Annotated in this window: 15 protein-coding genes; 8 read left to right on the top strand and 7 right to left on the bottom strand. The window is 70.1% G+C overall.

The genetic code is table 11. The features are described 5' to 3' along the window. Positions 1 to 150: 150 nt before the first annotated feature. Positions 151 to 2,784 carry a putative bifunctional diguanylate cyclase/phosphodiesterase gene (locus LDL49_RS17235; protein ID WP_225292073.1) on the bottom strand — a complete coding sequence of 878 codons (2,634 nt, stop codon included), beginning with the start codon at positions 2,782 to 2,784 and terminating at the stop codon, positions 151 to 153. A 237-nt stretch (positions 2,785 to 3,021) separates the two neighbouring features. After that, positions 3,022 to 3,930 (bottom strand): 2-hydroxyacid dehydrogenase, encoded by a 909-nt coding sequence (locus tag LDL49_RS17240; protein WP_225292074.1) that lies wholly within the window; start codon positions 3,928 to 3,930, stop codon positions 3,022 to 3,024. A 29-nt stretch (positions 3,931 to 3,959) separates the two neighbouring features. Between LDL49_RS17240 and LDL49_RS17245 the strand changes: the two genes are divergently transcribed. Then, the gene (locus tag LDL49_RS17245; protein WP_225292075.1) at positions 3,960 to 5,021 is read left to right on the top strand and encodes a PQQ-dependent sugar dehydrogenase; all 1,062 of its coding nucleotides are present in this window, start codon (positions 3,960 to 3,962) and stop codon (positions 5,019 to 5,021) included. Between the two features lie 131 nt (positions 5,022 to 5,152). Here the strand turns inward: LDL49_RS17245 and LDL49_RS17250 are convergent, their stop codons facing one another. From LDL49_RS17250 to LDL49_RS17260, 3 genes are all read right to left on the bottom strand, one after another. Next, positions 5,153 to 7,120 (bottom strand): VanW family protein, encoded by a 1,968-nt coding sequence (locus LDL49_RS17250; RefSeq protein ID WP_225292076.1) that lies wholly within the window; start codon positions 7,118 to 7,120, stop codon positions 5,153 to 5,155. A 153-nt stretch (positions 7,121 to 7,273) separates the two neighbouring features. Next, complete coding sequence (locus LDL49_RS17255; protein ID WP_225292077.1) at positions 7,274 to 7,936, bottom strand: response regulator; 663 nt, start codon at positions 7,934 to 7,936, stop codon at positions 7,274 to 7,276. Then, entirely contained in the window at positions 7,933 to 9,507 is a 1,575-nt protein-coding gene (locus tag LDL49_RS17260; RefSeq protein ID WP_225292078.1) for an ATP-binding protein, read from the bottom strand. The genes LDL49_RS17255 and LDL49_RS17260 overlap by 4 nt, the downstream gene beginning before the upstream one ends. Before the next feature lie 157 nt (positions 9,508 to 9,664). Between LDL49_RS17260 and LDL49_RS17265 the strand changes: the two genes are divergently transcribed. The 4 genes from LDL49_RS17265 to LDL49_RS17280 all read left to right on the top strand — a co-directional run bounded on the left by LDL49_RS17265 (position 9,665) and on the right by LDL49_RS17280 (position 13,429). Continuing rightward, the gene (locus tag LDL49_RS17265; RefSeq protein ID WP_225292079.1) at positions 9,665 to 10,639 is read left to right on the top strand and encodes a Bug family tripartite tricarboxylate transporter substrate binding protein; all 975 of its coding nucleotides are present in this window, start codon (positions 9,665 to 9,667) and stop codon (positions 10,637 to 10,639) included. Continuing rightward, positions 10,639 to 11,151, top strand: coding sequence for a tripartite tricarboxylate transporter TctB family protein (locus LDL49_RS17270; RefSeq protein ID WP_225292080.1), 513 nt, complete (start codon positions 10,639 to 10,641; stop codon positions 11,149 to 11,151). The genes LDL49_RS17265 and LDL49_RS17270 overlap by 1 nt, the downstream gene beginning before the upstream one ends. Further along, complete coding sequence (locus LDL49_RS17275; protein ID WP_225292081.1) at positions 11,152 to 12,675, top strand: tripartite tricarboxylate transporter permease; 1,524 nt, start codon at positions 11,152 to 11,154, stop codon at positions 12,673 to 12,675. A 304-nt stretch (positions 12,676 to 12,979) separates the two neighbouring features. Further along, the gene (locus tag LDL49_RS17280) at positions 12,980 to 13,429 is read left to right on the top strand and encodes a VOC family protein (protein WP_225292082.1); all 450 of its coding nucleotides are present in this window, start codon (positions 12,980 to 12,982) and stop codon (positions 13,427 to 13,429) included. A 24-nt stretch (positions 13,430 to 13,453) separates the two neighbouring features. Here the strand turns inward: LDL49_RS17280 and LDL49_RS17285 are convergent, their stop codons facing one another. Further along, a complete protein-coding gene (locus LDL49_RS17285) occupies positions 13,454 to 14,362 on the bottom strand; it encodes a TIGR03564 family F420-dependent LLM class oxidoreductase (protein ID WP_225292083.1) in 909 nt (302 codons plus the stop codon). A gap of 84 nt (positions 14,363 to 14,446) precedes the next feature. On the opposite strand from LDL49_RS17285, the gene LDL49_RS17290 reads away from it, so the two are divergent. From LDL49_RS17290 to LDL49_RS17300, 3 genes are all read left to right on the top strand, one after another. After that, a complete protein-coding gene (locus tag LDL49_RS17290; protein ID WP_225292084.1) occupies positions 14,447 to 15,118 on the top strand; it encodes a TetR/AcrR family transcriptional regulator in 672 nt (223 codons plus the stop codon). Continuing rightward, positions 15,067 to 16,293, top strand: coding sequence for an IS30 family transposase (locus tag LDL49_RS17295; RefSeq protein ID WP_225292085.1), 1,227 nt, complete (start codon positions 15,067 to 15,069; stop codon positions 16,291 to 16,293). The genes LDL49_RS17290 and LDL49_RS17295 overlap by 52 nt, the downstream gene beginning before the upstream one ends. A gap of 146 nt (positions 16,294 to 16,439) precedes the next feature. Next, complete coding sequence (locus LDL49_RS17300; RefSeq protein WP_225292086.1) at positions 16,440 to 16,988, top strand: hypothetical protein; 549 nt, start codon at positions 16,440 to 16,442, stop codon at positions 16,986 to 16,988. A 318-nt stretch (positions 16,989 to 17,306) separates the two neighbouring features. Here the strand turns inward: LDL49_RS17300 and gatB are convergent, their stop codons facing one another. Beyond that, positions 17,307 to 18,812 carry an Asp-tRNA(Asn)/Glu-tRNA(Gln) amidotransferase subunit GatB gene (gene gatB, locus LDL49_RS17305; protein ID WP_225292087.1) on the bottom strand — a complete coding sequence of 502 codons (1,506 nt, stop codon included), beginning with the start codon at positions 18,810 to 18,812 and terminating at the stop codon, positions 17,307 to 17,309. Positions 18,813 to 18,902: the final 90 nt, after the last annotated feature.

Consider the following 18,902-nt stretch of genomic DNA (forward strand, 5'->3'; position numbering starts at 1 on the left):
ACCCGAGGGTGGGAGTGGGGCGGCGCGCAGGCTGTAGTGCTTCGCTATCGGCCTGCGCGCCGGCGAAGTACTACGAGGATCTCACTGCGAAGCATGGCCACACCTTAGCCCCTGTGGAGGCCCTGATGTCAACTTCTTGGGACAGATGTCTCAAACCGTGAGACTGGTCCTCATCAGCGAGTCCACTCCGCGAGCCGCCATCGGGCGTGCCACCAGGAAACCCTGGCCCCTTGTGCAGCCCATCTCCCGCAGGAGTTCGAGCTGCTCGGGGCGTTCGATGCCCTCGGCCACCACGATGAGGCCCAGGTCGTGGCCGAGCCGGACGATCGTGCGGGTGAGCAGGGTCAGGGTCTCGTCGCGGCCCAGCCCGGACACGAACGACGGGTCGATCTTGATCATGTCGACCGGGAGCTGCCGGAGGAACGCCAGCGAGGCGTAGCCGGTGCCGAAGTCGTCGATGGCCAGCCGTACGCCCAGGGCGCGCAGCTCGGACAGCCGCTTGACCGTCTCCTCGGCGTCCTCGACGAGCATCTCCTCGATCACCTCAAGGGTGAGGGCGGAGGCGGGCAGCCCGCTCTCGGCGAGCGCCTCCTCGACCGTCTCGACGAAGCGCGGCGCGGTGATCTGGCGGGCCGACAGGTTGAGCGACAGCCCGATGTCCCAGGAGGAGGCCCGCCAGGCGGCCACCTCGCGGCACGCCTCGTGCAGGATCCACTCGCCCAGCGGCACGATCAGGCCGGTGTCCTCGGCCGGGCCGAGGAACTGGTCCGGTGGGACGAACTCCGAGCCACGCCACCACCGCACCAGCGCCTCCACCGCGGTCACTCGGGAGGTGGCCAGGTCGACGACCGGCTGGTATTCGATGGCGAACTGGTGCTCGATCAGCGCCCGCTGCAGGTCGGCCGCCAGCTCCAGCCTGCGCACCACGTCGGCGTGCATCTGGGCGGCGAACACCTCCACCCGGCGCCCGCCCAGCTCCTTGGCCCTGGCCATGGCCACGTCGGCGTTGCGGATGAGATCGCCGGAGGGCATGTCGTCCTCGGCGAAGGCCACACCCACGCTCGCGGTCAGCGCCACGTCGCGGTCGGCCACCCGGAACGGCTCCTGCGAGACCGCCCTGACCAACCGCTCGGCCAGGTCGACCGCCTGTTGCGCCTCGCCGCCGGTCTCCAGCAGCACCGCGAACTCGTCGCCGCCCCAGCGGGCGAGCGTGTCGTCGAGGCGTACGGCCCCGCGCAGCCTGCGCGCGGCCTGCCCGAGCAGGTAGTCGCCGCTGGCATGGCCGACGGAGTCGTTGACCGAGGTGAACCCGTCGAGGTCGAGGAAGATCACCGCCACGTGGCCGGACATCCGGCCGGACAGCACCTCGCGCGTGCGCTCCTCGAAGTAGGAGCGGTTGGGCAGCCCGGTGACGCCGTCGTGGAAGGTCAGGTGGGCCACCTGGTTGCGCAGGGCCTCCTCGTCGCTCACGTCCCGGGTGGTCACCAGCAGCTGGTCCTCGCCGCCCACGTGGCGGGTGGCGACGGACTCGGTGGGCCGCCAGGTGCCGTCGGCCGCGCGTACACGGCAGGCGATCAGGCAGGCGCCGGACGTGGCACCCTCGTCGTCGAGGCCCATCGCGCTCAGCGCGGCCTGGATGCCGGGGACGTCTTCGGGGTGGATGTAGTCGAAGATCGATCCGCCGACGAGATCTTCGGGGCGGTAGCCGTACGTCACCTGCATCCCGGCGCCGATCTCGTACATGAGGCCGTCGTAGTCGCAGATGAACACCACGTCGCCGGTGCTCTCGGCCAGCTCCCTGAGCTGCCGGTCGCCGAGCGAGACCTTCCTGCGCAGCCGGATGTTGGCGGCGGCGAGCACGAACAGCCGGACGACCAGGAGCAGGACCACCGAGGCGATGAGCACCACGACACCGGTGACCGGTGTCTGCGGCTGGCCACCCACCAGGTGCACGAGCAGCGTGCAGGTCGCGACGGCGACCAGCACCATCGGCACCGTCGCGATCAGGTTGCCGATGCCGCTGCCGCTCGCGCGGGCCTGCGGCTCGGCGGGGCGCGGCCCCCAGGGCACGGCGGCCAGGAGCAGGAACGCCACGGGCGCGATCATGATGCTCCACGTCGGCGGCACACCGCCGGTGAGGCGCGCGGTCGCGGCCGCCACCCCGGCGACCGTGGTGGTGGCGAGCACGCCGGTGCCCGCGAGCCCGAGCGGCCAGGCCGCGGTCCTGCTGGTGATCACGGAGGGGATCACGGCACAGGTCACCAGCAGCGCGATCATCGGCGGCAGCATGGCGAAGGTGAACATCGCCGGGTCGGCGGCTTCCGCGTAGACCTGCCGCAGCGCCACCACCCAGGCGATCACGAAGAGCGAGGCGGCGCACAGGTAGGCGCCGGTGACGTGGCGCAGCACCACGGTGGCGGGCAGCCTGCGCCGGGCCGCGATGAGGACGCCGCCCGCGGTGAGCACCACGCCGAGCAGCACGAGCAGGTCAGCGAAGCTGACCGCGACGCTGGAGGTGTCGGCGATCGGACGCACTCCGACTCCGGCGGCCCAGACGATGGCGCCGCTGCCCATCCAGCGGGCGCCCATCGCGGTCGAGCGGTGCTCGTCCAGTTTGACCGAGGCGACCAGCAGGGAGACCGCGGCGAGCAGCGCCGCGAGGAGTCCGGCGATCGCGCCGGTGAGCAGAGCCGGGCCGCCCGCAAGGAGCGCAGCCGCGAACCCCGCCGCACCGAACGCCGCCGCGGCGGTCAGCGGTGCCCGTGGATCACGCCAGCGGATCACAGTCGTTAGCCCATCCCGTCTCGAACACTGTCCAGTGATCGCCGAAGTCCGGTCGATCACATCGCCAGTGTGTGCGTTTGCGGGTTTGCGGGTGGTGACAACGACGATGTCGTCACCGATCTGATAACCACACAGACCAATTGCCCCGAAGATTCACTTGACAGCGAGTCAGGAACCCTCAGTTAGAGGCAACCGTACGCACCGAAGGTCACGGACCAGCCACGTTCCGGAATCCTCTCAATATGTGTCGGTGATGACGTTGTTCAGCTGCTCACCGGACAGGTAGCGGAGGAGCTGAGAGCGCATCAGGCGCAGCATGCGCCGCCCGGACGCGGGGGTGCTGCCCGCGATGTGCGGAGTGATCAGCAGGCCGGGAGCGCTCCACAGGGGATGGCCCGCCGGCAGGGGTTCGGGGGCGGTCACGTCCAGGGCCGCGCGCAGCCGGCCGGTCTTCAGCTCCGCGACCAGGGCGTCGGTGTCGACGACGCCGCCGCGCGCCGCGTTGACCAGCACCGCGCCGTCCTTCATCCGGGCCAGGAACCCGGCGTCGACCATCCCGGCGGTCTCCGGCGTGGCGGGCACGAGCAGCACCACGACGTCGGCGGCCGGCAGCAGGGCCGGCAGCTCGTCGAGGGGGTGCACGCCGTCACGCGCGCTCCTGGCCACCCGGACGACCTCGACCTCGAAGCCGCCGAGCCGCCGCTCCAGCGCCGCGCCGATGGAGCCGTAGCCCACGATCAGCACGGTGGAGTCGGCCAGCACGTCCGTGTGGTGGTAGGTCCACTCCCCCTGGCGCTGCGCGTCGACGAACCCCGGGAACTCCCGCAGCACCGCGATCATCGCGCCGACCGCCCACTCGGCGGTCCCGGCGTCGTGCACTCCGCGCGCGTTGCACAGCACCGCGCCGTCCGGCATGTGGGGCCGGTACGGTTCCACGCCCGCGCTCACGGTCTGTACGAGGCGCAGCGAGGTCATCGCGGCCAGCAGGCCCGGCACATCCGGAACGGTGACCAGCGGCGGGATCCACACCTCCACCTGGCCGATGCCCTCGGGAATTGGCCCCGTACCGTCATAAACGTCGCATTCCACACCGGGCAGATCGGTCAAAACCCCGGCAACGGCATCAGACGGGACCCAGATCTTCATGCCGAGAACCTTACGGCCAGGGAGTAAGTATGGAACACATGGGAAAGCTCATGACCTTGATGCTGCTCGCCGTGCTGACCGCCTGCTCCAGTGCCGGAGGGGCGGTGCCGGACGTGGCCGTCGCCGCCGCGCCGCCACCCGGTGCGCCGAAGACGGTGGCGCGCGATCTGGCGGTGCCGTGGGGGATCGCCTTCGTCCCCGGCGGCGACGCGCTGGTGACCGAGCGCGACACAGCCAGGCTGCTGCGCGCGACGCCGGCGGGCAAGGTCACCGAGCTGGGCCGCATCGCCGGGGTCACCCCCGACGGCGAGGGCGGGCTGATGGGCGTGGCGGTCAAGGGGAATCAGGTCTTCGTCTACTTCACCGCCGCCGACGACAACCGGATCGTCCGTTACCGGTTCACCGGTGACACCGTGTCCGACCCGAGAGTCATCCTGCGGGGCATCCCCAAGGGCGCCATCCACAACGGCGGCCGGCTGGCGTTCGGTCCCGACGGCTTCCTGTACGCCACCACGGGCGAGACCGGGGACCGGCAGCTCGCCCAGCGGCGTGACTCGCTCGGCGGCAAGATCCTTCGTATGACGGTGGACGGCGCCCCCGCCCCCGGCAACCCGTTCGGCACGCTCGTCTACAGCCTCGGCCACCGCAACGTCCAGGGTTTGGCCTGGGACCCGGCGGGCCGGCTGTACGCCTCGGAGTTCGGCCAGAACGCCTTCGACGAGGTCAACCTCATCAAGCCGGGCGCCAACTACGGCTGGCCCGAGGTGGAGGGCAAGGCCGACGACCCGAGGTTCGTCAACCCGATCATCACCTGGCCCACGTCGGAGGCCTCACCGTCCGGCGCGGCCTACGCGGCCGGCTCGCTCTGGGTGGCCGCGCTGCGCGGGGAGCGCCTGTGGCAGATCCCGCTCGGCCGGGACGGCTCGCCCGGCACGCCGGTCGCGCACTTCACCGGCACGTACGGCCGGCTCCGCGGCCTGGCCACGGCCCCCGACGGCACGCTGTGGCTGTCCACCAGCAACAAGGACGGCCGCGGCGACCCCAGGGACGGCGACGACCGCATCCTGTCCGTGAACCCGAGCCGCCCCTAGCCCCGACGGACCGCCTTCATCCCTCCCCCGAAGGACGGCTTTCATCCTCTCCCCCGAAGGGGGTATCCCTCCAGGACACCAGCCACGACGAACGTGTCACGAACCACCCGGGGGGTTTGCGGCCACCCGCGCTAGTTGCTGGTGGCGCACGTGGTCTGCGCCTGCGGCCGGTACTTCGTCGTCAGCTTCTTGTCCCGCTTGACTTCCTTGCCGTCCTTGAAGAACACGCGGGTCACGTCGATCGTGAAGCCCTGCTCCCCGACCGTGGCCATGCACCCGGGGGCGGAGCTGGTCTCGCGACGGAATGGGGTGAAGTCCCGCTTCTCCGACTCGACGGCCTCGATCTTGTCGTACCGCTTGGTGCTCCACAGCTGCACGGAGACCGAGGTCCCGGTCGACACCGTCTTGATCAGCACGCCGTAGTCGGAGTCGTTGCGCCACTTGAGATCCAGGTCCGGGTACAGCAGGGCGGCGTCGCGACCGGCCGGGTAGCGGGCGGCGTGGTAGTCCATCGGCGTGTGCGAGACGTCGTCGAAACCGCCGAAGAAGGCCGCGTTGTACATCGTGGTGGCGAACTGCGAGACGCCGCCGCCGATGATGGGCACCATCCGGCCGCCGACGATCTGCCCCGCCTGGACGTAGCCGCCCTCGACGGTCCGCTCGCCCACGACGTCGTTGAGCGAGAACGTCTCCCCCGGCTTCACCAGGTGGCCGTCCACCTGGGCCGCCATCCGCTGGATGTTCGTCACGCGGGGCAGGCAGCAGTCGAAGGTCGTGGTGAACTCGGCGATGTTCGTCTTGATGCCGAGCCCCGTCACCTCTTCGGTGGTCACCTTCGGCGGGACCACCGACAGGGTCACGGGGATGATCCGCGCGCCGTTGCCGCTGACCACCTTGGCCACGTCGCGGGCCAGCTGCTTGGCGTCGATCCCCCTGCCGCGGTGGGCGGGGACCAGCACCGGCTTGCCGTTGACGATCTGGTAGGTGGCGTCCTGCGGCGCCTGCGCCGCGTCCACGAGCTTGCTCTCCACCGAGGTGAGCGCCGCCGCGGCGTTGAACTGCGGGACCAGCCCGCCGTCGTCGTCGGAGACGAAGGTCAGGTTGGCGGCGATCACGGCCGGGAGCAGCTGGGCCTGCTTGGCGCCGAGCTTGAGCGTCAGGGGAGCGGCGACCGCCCGCTTGGCGGCGGCCTCGGCCTGCTTGAGCGCGGTCGGCGTGGTGTTGGGCTTGGCCGGCCTGAGCGTGAGAACGGCGGAGTCGCGGCCGCGCAGGAAGGCCTCGGTGATCACGCGGACGGCGTCGGGCCGATCGATCACCACGCCGTCGCGCGGCTCCGACGAGACCGGCTGCCCGTTCTTGAAGGCCACCCGGCCGTCGCGCGGCTTCTTGTCGTAGGACTCCGCCAGGCCCTCGACGGTCCTGGACAGCTGGGAGGCGTCGATGGTCATCTTCGGCTGGAGCTCGGTGGTGCCGGTCAGCCCCTTCCACACCTCGACCGGGCCGGGGAAGCCACTGGGCGCCTGCCCGATCGTGCTCACCACGTCGAGCTCCAGGCCGGCCTCGTCGGCCTGGATGGTCTCCTTGCGCCCGGCGATGTCGACGACCACGGGCTTGTTCATCTTGGCCGCGAGCTCGGTGCGGAGCTTGTCCGCCGCCTGCGTCACGGTGAGCCCGCCGATGTCCACACCGGCCACGCGCGTGCCCCGCAGTACGGACCCCGACATGAGTACGGCCGGGACCAGGTACGCCAGCACGGCCAGGATCACCACGAGCAGCACCAGCGCGGGCAGGAGGCGACGGCGGCGGGGCGGCTCGGGGTCGATGAAGGCGGGCAGCCGCTCGGAGGCGGAAACGCCGAACACGGGGGCGGGCGGTTCCTGCCAGCGCCCCTCGTTCACCGGCCACGGCTGGGGCGGCGGCGCCACCGGCGGCAGAGCACCACTGCCGTTCTGGCCGTTCGTGCCGTTCTGCCCGTTGGACCCGTTCGCAACGCTGGGAGTCGCCGGCCGGGGCTCCGGCTGATTGGGCGGCCCGAAGATGTCACGGGAAACTCCCGGGGGCAAGCCCTCGACCCGTGGCTTCTTGCTACCGCCTGACATGGGCAGAGGCACTGAAGCGAAAGGGTCGGTCGGCGATTCGATCGGTCCGGCGTTACGCACGCCTCAATCTCCTCCCGCTCCGCAGCCACATCCTCAGGCAACAGTAAGGCACGCGCATTGGGATATGTCACGAGAAATGACTACGGAAGTGTGTCAACCTAGCCACCGGTAGCGATGTTCGGGGCGGCCGGCCGTACCGTACCGGGGCCTGAGTTCGGCATGCCCGGCGACGCAGAGGTATTCGAGGTAACGGCGGGCACTGACGCGGGACAGCCCCGCGAGCGAGGCGGCCTCGGCCGCTGACAGGTCGCGGCCGCAGTCCCGGAGGGTGTCGGCGACCAGCGCGCACGTCGCCGACGACAGGCCCTTGGGCAGCGGCGCCGCGACGGGCTGCGTGCCGAAGAGCCGGTCGACGTCGTCCTGGCGGGCCTCCACGCCGATGGCGGTGAGCTGCTTGCGGGTGTCGACGTACTGCTGGAGCCGCTCGGTCAGCGCGGCGGCCGTGAACGGCTTGATCAAATAGTTGACCGCGCCGCCGCGCATCGCCTCCCTGACCGTGGACACGTCGCGGGCGGCGCTGATCATGAGGACGTCCACGTCCTGCAGCGCCTTGAGCACCTCAAGTCCCGACATGTCGGGTAGGTAGATGTCGAGCAGGACGAGGTCCGGCCGCAGCTCGGCGGCCATGGCCAGCGCGGCGGCCCCGGTGTGCGCGGCGCCCACCACCCGGAAGCCGGGCACCCGCGCCACGTAGCCGCTGTGGATGCGCGCCACCATGAAGTCGTCGTCCACGACCAGCACCCGGATCTCGCTCATCGCACCCGCTCGCGAACCGGCGCCGGGAGCAGGGCGGTGAAGACCGCGCCGTCCGCGTTGCCCACCTTCACCCAGCCGCCTCGGCGCAGGCACGCCTGCCGGGTCAGCGCCAGGCCGAGCCCGCGTGGCCCCGAATGGGCGGCCTTGGTGGTGAACCCCTCCCTGAACACCTCTTCGACCAGGTCTGGAGCGATACCGGGGCCGGAGTCGCCGACCCGGACGTGCAGGCCGTCGGCGTCGGTCAGCACCGACACCTCGATCGTGCCCGTGGCCCCGTCGAGCGCGTCGAGCGCGTTGGCCACCAGGTTGCCGACCACCAGGACCGCGTCCTGCGGGTCGCCGAGCGCGCCCTTCTCCACGGCGGAGTCCTCGGACAGGACCAGCAGGACGCCGCGCTCGGCCGCCTCCGCCGACTTGGCGAGCAGCAGCGCGGCCAGCGTCGGGCACTGGACACGTTCGCGCAGGTCGGTGATGTACGTGCCGCGGGTGGTGCTGGTGATGAAACCGATCGCGGCCTCGTGCTCGCCCAGTTCGAGCAGGCCGACGACGGTGTGCATGCGGTTGGCGAACTCGTGCGCCTGAGCCCTGAGCGCCCCGGTGGCGCTGCTGGTGTCGTCCAGCTCGCGGGCCAGCCGGACGAGCTCGGTGCGATCCCTGAGGGTGACCACCCAGCCGCGGTGCTGGCCGCGTACGGAGATCGGCGTGCGGTTGAGTACCAGCACTCGCTCGCCGTGCAGCACGATCCGGTCCTCCCCCGGGTCGGCGCCGCCGAGCACGTCGCGCATCCGCTCGGAGACCGGCATCTGGGTGAGGTCCTCGCCCACCTCGCCGAGCAGCTCGCGGGCGGAGTCGTTGACCAGCGTCACGCGGCCCGCGAGGTCGAGCGCGAGCACGCCCTCCTTGACCCCGTGCAGCACGCCCTCGCGCTGCTCCAGCAGCGCGGCGATCTCGCGCGGCTCCAGGCCGAACGTCTGCCGGCGCACCCGCGCGGTGATCAGGGCCGCGGCCGCGAGCCCGGACAGCAGCACGGCCAGCGCGGTCCATATCAGCGGCGGCAGCGCGCCGGCCAGCTGGCCGGTGACCGTGGTCTGGAGGACGCCGACGGAGACCAGGCCGATGACGTCGCCGTACTCGTCGAAGATCGGCGCCTTGCCCCTGACCGTGGTGCCGATCGTGCCGGTTTCGGTGCCGACCCAGCTCTTGCCGGTGTTCAGCACCGTGGTGCCGTCGGTGGACAGCCGCTTGCCGATCAGCGCGGCGTTGGGATGGGCGTACCGCGTCTGCTCGCGGTTGGCGATGACCACGTAGTCGGCGCCGGTCGACTGCTGCACGCTCAGCGCGAGCGGCTGCAGCACGTTTTGCGGATCCTTGACATTGAACGCGGCCCGGACCTGAGGCAGGCCCGCCACGGACTGGGCGATCGCCAGCGCCCGCTGCTGGTGCAGCGAGTCCAGTTGCGCGCGTGTGTGCTCGGCCCACACGCCTCCGGTGCCTCCGACGGCCAGCAGCACGATGACCATCTGGAGCACGAACAGCTGGGTTCCGAGGGAGGCGTCACGTACCCGTCTCACCGCACCATGGAAACATGCCGAGGTCACAGGGGGGTTGCGAGGGGGGTTGCGACCAATACGACCTATATGACGGCTATCGTGAAAAGGGTCGACTCCATCGGCAACGGACTTCACCATCCAGTATTCCGTAACGTGAAATCCCCCCTTTGGAGTGATCATGCGTCTCCGCATACTCGCCGCCGTCGCGGCGCTCTCCGTCGCCGCGGTGTCCGGCTGCGGCGCCGGCTCCGGTTCCGACGGCGGAGGCACGGGCGCGCTGCGCATCATGGCTCCCGCCTCACCGGGCGGCGGCTGGGACCAGACCTCCCGTACGGCCGAGCAGGCGCTCAAGTCCGTCGACCCGAAGCGCAAGGTCGAGGTGTTCAACGTGCCCGGCGCGGGCGGCACCATCGGCCTGGCCCAGCTGGCGGGCGAGAAGGGCAACGGCAACCTGCTGATGACCATGGGCCTGGTCATGGTGGGCGCGATCGAGCAGAACAAGTCCAAGGTCACGCTGGCCCAGACGACGCCGATCGCCAAGCTGACCGAGGAGTACGAGATCATCGTGGTCCCGGCGGCCTCCCCGTTCAAGTCGGTGGCCGACCTGGTCGCCGCCTGGAAGGCCGACCCGAAGAAGGTGTCCATCTCGGGCGGCTCGGCCGGCGGCACCGACCACATCGCGGCCGGGCTGATGGCCAAGGCCGCGGGTGTGGACCCGAAGCAGGTCAACTACATCGCCCACTCGGGCGGCGGCGAGGCGCTGAACGAGCTGCTCGGCAACAAGGTGAGCGCGGGCATCTCGGGTGTCAGTGAGTTCGCCGAGCACGTGAAGTCCGGCAAGCTGCGCGCGCTGGCCGTGACCTCGGCCCAGCGGCTGCCCGACCTCGACGCGCCCACGCTCAAGGAGGCCGGGCTGAACGTGGAGCTGACCAACTGGCGCGGCTTCGTGGCGCCCGGCGGGCTCGACGAGGCGGCCAAGAAGTCGCTGACCGACCAGGTGACCAAGATGCACGACTCGCAGGTGTGGAAGGACGCGGTGGCCAAGAACGGCTGGATCGACTCCTTCCAGACCGGTCAGCAGTTCGCCGACTACCTCAACGCCGAGCAGACCAAGGTCAAGGCCATCATCGCCGAGCTGGGTGTCGTCTCCTGATGTCCTCTGATAACACTGGTCAGAAGCAGCGCCGGCGATGGCGGCCCGAGCTGGGGTTGGCCGTCATCGTGCTGGCGCTCGGCGTGTTCGTCGTGCTCGGGACGCTCGACGTGTCCGCCGCCGCCTCGCAGCTCGGCATCGGGCCGCGGTTCTTCCCGATGCTGGTGGGCTGCTCCATGATCGCCATCGGCCTGTTCTACGTGGCCGACGTGCTCAGGGGCGGCAGCGGCGACCCCGAGGAGAGCGAGGACGTCGACGTGGACGCCCCCGCCGACTGGCGCAGCGTCGGGCTGGTGAGCGGGATCTTCCTGGCGTTCACCGCGGTGCTGAACGTGCTCGGCTGGATCATCGCCGCGAGCCTGCTGTTCTTCGGCCTCTCGGTGGTGCTCGGCGCGGAGCACAAGCTGCGCGCGGCGGGCGTCGGGGTGGCCCTGGGGATCGCCACGTACCTGCTGTTCGTCAAGGGCCTGGGCGTGTCGCTGCCGGGTGGGCTGCTGCGGGGGGTGATCTAGGTGGATTCGTTCCAGCTGCTGCTCGACGGGTTCGCCGGGGCGCTGACGCCGGTCAACCTCATGTACGCGCTCATCGGCGTCACCCTCGGCACCCTCGTCGGCGTACTGCCCGGCATCGGACCCGCCATGACCGTGGCGCTGCTCCTGCCCATCACCTTCACCGTGCCGCCGACCAGCGCGTTCATCATGTTCGCCGGGATCTACTACGGCGGCATGTACGGCGGCTCGACCACCTCCATCCTGCTCAACACCCCCGGTGAGTCGTCCTCGATGATCACCGCGCTGGAGGGCAACAAGATGGCCCGGCGCGGGCGGGCGGCGCAGGCGCTGGCCACGGCGGCCATCGGTTCGTTCGTGGCGGGCACGATCGCGACCGCGCTGCTGGTCGTGGCGGCCCCCGCGGTGGTGAGCTTCGCCATCTCGTTCGGGCCCGAGGACTACTTCGCGCTGGCGATCCTGGCCTTCACCGCGGTGTCGTCGGTGCTGTCGCGCTCGGTCGTACGCGGGCTGGCCTCCCTCGGGTTCGGCCTGGTGATCGGGCTGATCGGCATCGACCAGCAGACCGGCCAGGCGCGGCTCACGCTCGGCCTGGACCAGCTGCTCGACGGCGTGGACGTGGTGGTCGTGGCCGTCGGTCTGTTCGCGCTGGGCGAGGCCCTGTACGTGGCCTCGCGGCTACGCCACTCGCTGCCCGAGGTGGTACCGGTCGGGCGGGCCTGGATGGGGCGTACCGACTGGCGCCGCTCGTGGCTGCCCTGGCTGCGCGGCACCGCGTTCGGCTTCCCGTTCGGCGCGCTGCCCGGCGGCGGCGCGGAGATCCCGACCTTCCTGTCGTACGCGGCCGAGAAGCGGCTGGCGCGCGGCGTGGCCAAGGAGGAGTTCGGCAAGGGCGCCATCGAGGGCGTCGCCGGGCCCGAGGCGGCCAACAACGCCTCGGCCGCCGGGACCCTGGTGCCACTGCTGACGCTGGGCCTGCCCACGTCCGCGACGGCCGCGATCCTGCTGGCCGCCTTCCAGCAGTACGGCCTGCAGCCCGGTCCGCAGCTGTTCGACCACAACCCGGCCCTGGTGTGGGGCATGATCGCGTCGCTGTTCATCGGCAACACCATGCTCCTGGTACTGAACCTGCCGCTGGCGCCGCTGTGGGCGCGCGTGCTGCGCATCCCCCGGCCGTATCTGTACGCGGGGATCGTGCTGTTCGCGGCGCTCGGCGTGTACGCGCTGAACGGCTCGGTGGTGGACCTGGTCGCGCTCTTCCTGCTGGGCCTGCTGGGGTACGCGATGCGGCGCTTCGGCCTGCCGGTCGCCCCGGCGGTCATCGGCCTGATCCTGGGCCCGATGGCGGAGATCCAGCTACGCCGGGCGCTGGCCATCGGCGCGGGCGACGTGACGACGCTGGTGCGCAGCCCTATCGCGGTGATCCTGCTGCTGCTCGCCCTGGCGGCGCTGGTCGCGCCGCTGTTCAGGAAGCTGATGACACGGCGCCGCACTGAGCCGATCGTGCCCGCGTCGCGGGAGGACTGATCCCCAAGGGGGTTCCCCTCTCAAGAACCCGAGCCATGACGGACCGTCTTGCGCCCCTCCCCCGAAGGGGGTCCCCCTCCCAAAGACCCCAGCCACCACGGACCGTCACAGGGGTCGAAACCGTCGTGCGACGGACCACCCGGGAGTCAAGCGTCCGGGCGGCCCCATGGGACTTGGCGCCGGGCTCCGTCGGTCTGCGTCCGGACCGGCGGAGCCCCGCTTCCGGTCCAGCCTGCCGAGGACCGTCTCTGGACCGGCCTGCCGAGGCCCGTTTATGTCGTACCGGCCGGGCAACATGGCGGGCATGGCCGTGAAAGTACAGGTGACGTTCGACTGCGCCGACCCCGACAAGCTGGCCCGGTTCTGGGCCGAGGCGCTCCGCTATCAGCTGGAGGAGCCCCCGCAGGGCTTCGCCACCTGGCAGGACTACTGGCGCGCCCGGGGGCTGCCCGAGGAGGAGCTGACGGGCGACGGCGGCTACGACTCGGTCATCGATCCGGCCGGGGTGGGCCCGCGGCTGTGGTTCCAGAAGGTGCCCGAGGGCAAGGTGCTCAAAAACCGCCTCCACCTCGACCTGTCCGTCACCTCCGGGGACCGGCCGGTGGAGGTCCGCCGGGCCCAACTCGACGCCGAGGCCGAGCGGCTGGTCGGGCTGGGAGCGACGCTGTCCAAGGTGCTCGTGGTGGAGGGCCTGCCCGACTATTACGCGATCACCCTGCTCGACCCGGAGGGCAACGAGTTCTGCATCAACTGAGCGCGTACACACCGGTCGGTCGTCCTAGGTGGCGAGGGCGGCTGCCGCTTGGATGGTGCGGTGCTGCTCCTCAGGAGTGCCGAACGGAGCGGCGAGGTACTCCGTGACGCCCGCGTCCGCCAGCCTGCCGATCTGCACGGCCACGGCCGCCTCGTCGCCCACGATGACCACGTCCTGCGGTCCGGCCACGCCCTCACGGTCGAGCATCGCTCGATACTCCGGCACCTGACCCGCCAGCGCGAACTGCTCCGCGACGCGTCCACGCACCCCGGCCTCGTCGCCCGTCACGCACACCACCAGCCCGGCGATCACCCGGGGCGCGGGGCGTCCGGCGGACTCGGCCGCCTTGGTGACGGACGGCACGATATGGCCGGCCAGCGTGCGCGGGCCGGTCATCCACGTCACCACGCCATCGGCGAGCTCTCCTGCCAGCGACAGCATGGCCGGACCCATCGCCGCCAGCAGCACCTGAGGCGGCTCCGCGCCGGGCACGGCGGCCGCGCCCGAGGCGGTGAGCAGTTCGCCGTGGTGCGCCACGGTTTCGCCGCGTAGCAGAGGTCTCAGCACCGACAGGTATTCGCGCATCCGCCGTACGGGCTTGTCGGCGGGCAGGCCGTACATCGACTCGACCATCATCGCGATCCCCGCGCCGATGCCGAGCGTGAGACGGTTGCCCGTGGCGGCCTGAACGCTGAGCGCCTGACCGGCCAGCACCAGCGGATGGCGCTGCGGCACCGGGACGACGGCCGTACCGAGCGCGATGCCCGGCACCCGCCCGCCCACGGCGGTCAGCGCGGTGAGCGCGTCCCAGCCGAGCGCCTGGCTTGCCCAGGCGGTGCTGTAGCCGAGCTCGGCGGCGGTCCTGACCTGCTCGCTCAGCTCCTCCAGCGTCGCGGGACCGCGTACGTCGCCGACGGCGATTCCGATCTTCAAGTGTTCAGCTCCCTTTAACGGAGAATCTCTCCGGTTCGATACGATAGGGAGAACCTCTCCACTTAGCAACCAGGGAGCCATCTGATGATGCGGGCCGACGCGCTGCGCAACCGCGAGCGGATCGTACGAGTGGCCAGGGCCGTCTTCACCGAGCACGGCCCCGACGCCTCGCTCAACCAGGTGGCGCAACAGGCCGAGGTAGGGCCGGGCACCCTCTACCGGCATTTCCCTACGCTGCAAGACCTGCTGGTGGCAGTGATCAGAGACGACGTGGCGGCACTCTGCGCCCGGGGGCGGACCCTGCTCTCCGAGTCGTCCGCGATTTCCGGGGCGTCGGCGGACGGGGCGTTGAGGGCGTGGCTGCGGGCGGTGGCCGTACACGCGACGGCCATGCGCGGACTGGTCGCGACGCAGTTGGCCTCATGGCCCGCCGACGGTGCCCTGGCGGCCTGCCACGAGGAGATCACCGCCGCCGGCGCCGCGCTGCTCGACCACGCCCGCCGCGCCGGCTCCGCACCCGAGGGGATGGACATCACGGACCTCCTCCGGCTGGCCAACGCGATCGGCTGGGCCAGCGAGCAGTCCCCTGAGGACGAAGGCCTCATCGACCGCCTGCTCGCGCTGGTGACGACCACCAAAGAAAGCCCCGCCACCTCACTCTTCCGTTCTAGTGGTCGTCGCAACACCCCACCTCGAGGGATGCGATGGACTTCGAGATCCGGGAGATTCGATCTCCTCAGGGACGCAAGAAGCTGACCAAGGAGCGAGAGCACTACCTTGCTCTCGTGCAGCAGGGCGTGAGCAGTAAAGAAGCGTGTCGCATCGTCGGCATCAACCGGCGAACCGGGCAGGAGTGGCGAAACGGAAGACCGGAAGGACGAAAGAAGAGGCCTCGGCAGCCAGCGCGTCGTGTGCCGGCGGCCGAGGCCTCTTCGCGTTCCCGCTACTTATCCCAGGAGGAGCGCCTCACCATCGCCGACCTGGTGCGCGAGGGCGCGTCTATCCGGTCCATCGCCGTCACGCTCGGACGGAGCGCTTCCACAATCAGCAGAGAGGTCCGCCGCAACGGCCACCCGACCAGCGGCGACTATCGGCCATACGCGGCGCAGGCCCGCGCGGACGCCCGACGGCCGCGCCCCAAGCCGGGCAAGATCGGCCAGAGCCCCGAGCTGCGGGCATACATTCAGGACCACCTGCATAAACGCTGGAGTCCCGAGCAGATCTCCCAGAGCCTGCGCAGGAGCTTCCCTGACCGGCCGGAGATGCATGTGTGCCACGAGACCATCTACCAGGCGCTCTACGTCCAGGGCCGCGGCGAGCTGCGCCGCGAGCTGACCAAGGCTCTGCGTACCGGCCGCGCCATGCGCAAACCTCACCGCCTCGCCAACAAGCGCCAGCCCCGCTACAGCGCGCCCATGGTCATGCTCAGCGAGCGCCCCGCCGAGGCCGACGACCGTGCCGTTCCCGGCCACTGGGAGGGGGATTTGATCATTGGCAAGAACCAGCTGTCCGCCATCGGAACCCTGGTCGAGCGGACGACGCGCTACGTCATGCTGGTTCACCTGCCACACGATCACAGCGCGGTTGGCATGCGTGATGCCCTGCTGGAGACCATCGCGACGCTACCGGCCCATCTCCGGCGTTCCCTCACCTGGGACCAGGGCAGCGAGATGGGACGCCACCACGAGTTCTCCGTCGCTGCCGACATGCCCGTCTACTTCTGCGACCCGGCCAGCCCCTGGCAGCGCGGCTCCAACGAGAACACGAACGGCCTGCTGCGCCAGTTCTTCCCCAAGGGCACAGACCTGTCCGTCCACACCCGCGAGGACCTGGCCGCCGTCGCTGCCGAATTGAACGCCAGACCACGAAAGACGCTCAACTGGGATACGCCCGTTGAGCGTCTTGACATGCTGCTCTCCGTTGGCGACTAGACCCACTCTGCTCTGGCCACCCGGAACTACCGATGGCTGATGCCATCCTCAGCTTCCCGCGTGAGGAATGAACGTGATGTGGCGTCCCGTCGGGTGGTGTATTTTGCGTGATTATGTACGGCTAGATCAGCCCCACCCGGTCACTAATGACCCCCAATGCGGAAGGCCTTTCATTGATCCGGACCATCGCCGGGACGGCCCGCCCGCTCGCACTCCTCACGGCCTTGTCCTATGCGGCAGCCGTAGCCGTCCTCACGTGGCTGACCGTCGGCGGTTATCTCGGCGATTCGATGTATGGGGGAGTGCTGATGCTGCTGCTGGCTTTCCCGGTCTCCCTGGTGGGCATGGTTGTCGATCAGTTGCTGTCCGTCCTTGAGGAGGCCACGCACGTCTCCCTCGGCGGGGGCTGGGACTACGTGCGGATGGCCTGGCCTGGACTGGTCGAAGCCGTCGTCCTCGCGTTCCTGCTGGCAGGGCGCCGTAGGAGTATCTCAGGCCGTGTCTTGGGCTGGCTGCTTGCTGGCTGCGTCATCGTGAGCGGACTGGCGATCACGTTCGACGAATGGATCCCGCGCCGCGCGTACGGTTGGGCGTTCCTGGTATGCGGCCTCGGAATGATCATCGGTTTGCTCGGCGATATGATCAGGAGCGCAAGAGCAAACCAGGCCGCCGGATCCGCGGGGAATCCTGGCTAGACGCCTGGTTATGTCGTTTTCCACCCGCTTCCACACCGCGGTGATGTCGGCCGTGCGGGTGCGGTCTCAAGGCACGGCCCGACGGCGATGGCACCCACCACGACAATGATCCTGAGCTTGCCGAACTCACGACCTGACAGCCGGACCACTCGCGGCCCCAGGCCAGGGGTCTTCTCTCTGCAAAGCGGCGAAAGACGCTCAGCGGGGTACTCCAGCCGAGCGTCTCGCTATGCTTCTCGCTGTCAGTAGTTGATCACGGTGTTGCGACGACCCCTGAAATTCACCACTCGGTGACGGGGCCTGAGTCGATCGGATCGCCTACTCGGAGACGCCCAGCTTCTCCAGGATCAGCTCGCGGGCCCGAGCGGCGTCGGCCTTGCCGCGGCTGGCCTTCATAACGCCGCCCACCAGCGCACCGGCCGCGGCGATCTTCCCGGAGCGGACCTTCTCGGCCGCGTCGGCGTTGCCGGCGATGACCTGGTCGACGATCGCCGACAGCTCACCCTCGTCGTTGACGATCTTCAGCCCGCGCCGCTCGACCACCTCGTCGGGCGAGCCCTCCCCGGCCAGCACGCCTTCGAGCACCTCGCGCGCCAGCTTGTCGTTGAGCGCGCCCGAGGCCACCAGCTCGGTGACGCGGGCGATCTGCGCGGGCGTGATGGGCAGGGTCGCCAGCGCCACAGCGGACTCGTTGGCGCGCCGCGCCAGCTCGCCCATCCACCACTTGCGCGCGTCGGCGGCCGGCGCGCCCGCCGCGACCGTGGCCTCGACCAGGTCGAACGCGTCGGCGTTGTGCATCGCCTGCATGTCGAGGTCGGACACCCCCCACTCGGCCTGCAGCCGCTTGCGCCGGACCGACGGCAGCTCGGGCAGCGCGTCCTTGAGCGTGGCCACCCAGGCCGGGTCGGGCGCGATCGGCACCAGGTCGGGCTCGGGGAAGTAGCGGTAGTCCTGCGCCTCCTCCTTGGACCTGCCGGGCGTGGTGACGCCGGTGTCCTCGTGGAAGTGCCTGGTCTCCTGGATGATCCGGCCGCCGTCGGCGAGGATCGCCGCCTGCCGCTCGATCTCGCTCCGCACGGAACGCTCGATGCTGCGCAGCGAGTTGACGTTCTTGGTCTCGGTACGGGTGCCCCACTCGGACGAGCCGCGGGGCATGAGCGAGACGTTGACGTCGCAGCGCATCGAGCCCTCCTCCATGCGCACGTCGGAGACGCCCAGCGTGCGCATGATCTCGCGCAGCTCGGTCGCGTACGCCTTGGCCACCTCGGGCGCCAGGCTCTCGGTGCCCTCGATCGGCTTGGTGACGATCTCCACCAGCGGGATGCCGGCGCGGTTGTAGTCGACGATCGAGTAGTCGGCGCCCTGGATGCGGCCGGTCGCCCCGCCCACGTGGGTGGACTTGCCGGTGTCCTCCTCCAGATGCACCCGCTCGATCTCGACGCGCACGGTCCGGCCGTCGACCTCGACGTCGAGATAGCCGTCGAAGCAGAGCGGCTCGTCGTACTGGGAGATCTGGTAGTTCTTCGGCATGTCCGGATAGAAGTAGTTCTTCCGGGCGAACCTGCACCACTCGGCGATCGAGCAGTTCAGCGCCAGGCCGATGCGGATCGTCGACTCGATCGCGACGGCGTTGGCCGTCGGCAGCGAGCCGGGAAACGCCAGACAGGTCGGGCAGACCTGGGTGTTGGGCGGGGCCCCGAAGGTCGTCTTGCACCCGCAGAACATCTTCGACGCGGTGCCGAGCTCGACGTGCGTCTCCAGCCCGAGCACTGGCTCGAACCGCGCGAGGGCTTCGTCGTACGGCATGTGCGTACCGACAGTCATGATGAAGTCCTTAGTTCAGATCGTCGCATTTCACGCTATCAATCAGGCGCTCAGAGGAATCCACGGCTCCCCAGCGCCTCAGTGGTCGCA

The organism is Nonomuraea aurantiaca (assembly GCF_020215705.1).
Lineage (GTDB): Bacteria > Actinomycetota > Actinomycetes > Streptosporangiales > Streptosporangiaceae > Nonomuraea > Nonomuraea aurantiaca.

Coding starts and splice junctions, on each gene's coding strand:
- LDL49_RS17240 (WP_225292074.1), bottom strand. CDS start 3,930: ATGAAGATCTGGGTCCCGTCTGATGCCGTTGCCGGGGTTTTGACCGAT.
- LDL49_RS17245 (WP_225292075.1), top strand. CDS start 3,960: ATGGAACACATGGGAAAGCTCATGACCTTGATGCTGCTCGCCGTGCTG.
- LDL49_RS17250 (WP_225292076.1), bottom strand. CDS start 7,120: ATGTCAGGCGGTAGCAAGAAGCCACGGGTCGAGGGCTTGCCCCCGGGA.
- LDL49_RS17255 (WP_225292077.1), bottom strand. CDS start 7,936: ATGAGCGAGATCCGGGTGCTGGTCGTGGACGACGACTTCATGGTGGCG.
- LDL49_RS17265 (WP_225292079.1), top strand. CDS start 9,665: ATGCGTCTCCGCATACTCGCCGCCGTCGCGGCGCTCTCCGTCGCCGCG.
- LDL49_RS17270 (WP_225292080.1), top strand. CDS start 10,639: ATGTCCTCTGATAACACTGGTCAGAAGCAGCGCCGGCGATGGCGGCCC.
- LDL49_RS17280 (WP_225292082.1), top strand. CDS start 12,980: ATGGCCGTGAAAGTACAGGTGACGTTCGACTGCGCCGACCCCGACAAG.
- LDL49_RS17290 (WP_225292084.1), top strand. CDS start 14,447: ATGATGCGGGCCGACGCGCTGCGCAACCGCGAGCGGATCGTACGAGTG.
- LDL49_RS17295 (WP_225292085.1), top strand. CDS start 15,067: ATGGACTTCGAGATCCGGGAGATTCGATCTCCTCAGGGACGCAAGAAG.
- LDL49_RS17300 (WP_225292086.1), top strand. CDS start 16,440: ATGACCCCCAATGCGGAAGGCCTTTCATTGATCCGGACCATCGCCGGG.
- gatB (WP_225292087.1), bottom strand. CDS start 18,812: ATGACTGTCGGTACGCACATGCCGTACGACGAAGCCCTCGCGCGGTTC.